This window comes from Moorena sp. SIO4E2 (assembly GCF_010671945.1).
Lineage (GTDB): Bacteria > Cyanobacteriota > Cyanobacteriia > Cyanobacteriales > Coleofasciculaceae > Moorena > Moorena producens.
Genome location: NZ_JAAHIE010000888.1, coordinates 1 through 2,328 on the forward strand (window position 1 = coordinate 1; position 2,328 = coordinate 2,328).

Consider the following 2,328-nt stretch of genomic DNA (forward strand, 5'->3'; position numbering starts at 1 on the left):
AATTCTAAATTCTAAATTCTAAATTCTAAATTCTAAATTCTAAATTCTTAATGAACTATAGGTTTCAAGAATCTCGATACAATTTGCGATCGCACCCAAATGAGAAATTTCAAAACCATGGGTATTTTGGGTAGGAAAACTCAAGCAAGCAGCGCGAGCAACATGACCAAACTTCATGGCGATGGAAGCATCAGAGCCAAAACCATCAATAACAGCTAACTGAATCGGGACCTCACAACTGTCTGCCGCTTGTTGCAATTCCCGATTTAGCCCTTCATCGTAGATGCCATAATTATCTTGAGAGAGCAACACTGGTGCTGGTCCATCTTCGATGGGATACTCCGCAGACAACGGACAAATTTCCAGAGCAATCAAAGCATCTAGAGATTGATTCTGAGTAAAATACAAAGCCCCAATTGCCCCTACTTCCTCCTTTGCTGATGCCACCAAATAAGTATCAACTGCGGGAGTTTTCAACCGTTGGGCTAAGGTTAGCAAAATCGCGATGGATGCTTTATTATCCAGAGTATAGCTAGCAATATAATCCTTAAGCCGCACAGGTCTCTTACGATGTTTACCAACCACCATACGAGTCCCTGGACGCACCCCAGCCTCTGCCAATTCTGTAGCACTACATTTCGTTTCAATCCAGGCATCTTGCCAACGTAGAGGAGCATCATCCTGCAACGCTTTTTGGGGAGATTCATGGGAAACATGACGTGAGCCAAAAGATAGAATACCACTAATGGTATAGTTATCCCCCAACAGATCCACCACACCCTCACCATAAACCCAAGGAAAAGAACCCCCCAACCGGCGCACTTCCACCCGTCCTGCTTCAGCAATCCGTTTAACAATGGCACCAATTTCATCTTTATGAGCAGTAATCGCAATGGGACTAGCACCAGCATCCTTACCAGGGATTTTCGCAATGACATTTCCAGCCCGATCCTGCCAAGTTTCCACCCCTAAAGCTTGAAACCGATGCAGTAACAATTGGTCAATTTCCTCTTCCGCACCACTGGGGGAATGGTGCATAACTAACTCTTCTATGGTTTTGAACAGTTGGTCGTAATTGTTAGTCATTGTTGGGAATAGGGAACAGGGAACAGGGAACAGGGAACAGGGAAGAAGAATTGACGAAAAGCGATGCAGAGGTGCGACCCGTGGCGAATTTAATTACGGGTCAAGCGCACCTAAGCTGTCTTGGGGAGCCAGTTGCTCATCTGATATCATATCGAGATAATTACCCTTAATAACAAACTCCCCAAACTCCCCACACTTCCCACACCTCCCACACTCCCCTGTCTTTCCCGATTCCCGATTCCCGATTCCCGATTCCCAATTCCCGATTCCCGATTCTAAATTCTAAATTCTAAATTCCCTATTCCCTATTCCCTATTCCCTATTCCCTCTTCCCTATTCTCTTAGAACCTATCCCTAAAGCCCCCAAGGCGAATAGACCTAAAGCCATTGCTGGTTCAGGAACATTAGCTGGGTGTGAATGGTTATTATCTGGGTTTGGATCGTTCAATGCTGACAGGGCTAAATCCGCAATGATTCGATAAACACCAGTAGTTGGATGTTGTAAATCCCAGAAGAAAAACTCCTCGGGATTCTCACATACAAATTGTGCTGGTATATTCAAACAAGGACTAGTTACATTGGTGAAACCAAATTCCGTCGGCTGAGCCAGAATGTCCCTAAATATAGAATTAACATCAACCGGGATGATATTGACATCTGAGTCGGGAGTCTGACTGAATTGATCCAGTAGTTCAGACAAACCAGAGTTATGGTCTTCTGTTAAGGTGTTGAGGGCATCGGTAGTACCAGGAACACGTCCATCAACTCCCAGAGCAAGGGGCGTATTGCCCAAATCTGGCAAGTTAACGACCATAATATTCTTAGCCCCAACATCAGTCAGGTCTTGCAGTGCATCTGACAAATTTGCCAGGGTGGTGTCAGTTTCTGTAAAGGGTTCAAAACTGCCTTGGGTAGGTAGATAATCATTAGCACCAGCCCATAATATATAGAGAGCATCTGGGTCAGCAGACTGACTGGATTGTATCAGGGGAAGAGTAAACGCATCAATCTGCTGTTCCAATCCTGGTAAGCCTGTTAATCCAGAGAAGGTAAGAGCGATAGTGTTTTCAGTGCCTGTAGTAGAACCACCAACAGCGAAGTTAATGCCAAGAGTCGTGATAGCACCTGAGGGAATAGTGGTAAACAGAGTGGGGTTTAATTCCAAATCCCCTGCGAGATAATCCACCCAGTTGGGACCATTGGAAAAACGTCCCTCAAAATAAGGTGGACTGGGGGGAATTC

The 2,328-nt window shown here is 45.1% G+C and carries 2 protein-coding genes; both read right to left on the reverse strand.

Features of this window, described 5'->3' with window-relative positions; translation table 11 throughout:
• Window positions 1-39 precede the first annotated feature (39 nt).
• Window positions 40-1,086 (reverse strand): M42 family metallopeptidase, encoded by a 1,047-nt coding sequence (locus tag F6K37_RS38625; RefSeq protein WP_287256465.1) that lies wholly within the window; start codon window positions 1,084-1,086, stop codon window positions 40-42.
• A 319-nt stretch (window positions 1,087-1,405) separates the two neighbouring features.
• Window positions 1,406-2,328 (reverse strand): SGNH/GDSL hydrolase family protein (locus F6K37_RS38630; RefSeq protein ID WP_287256467.1); only part of this gene is annotated, 923 nt, incomplete at its 5' end.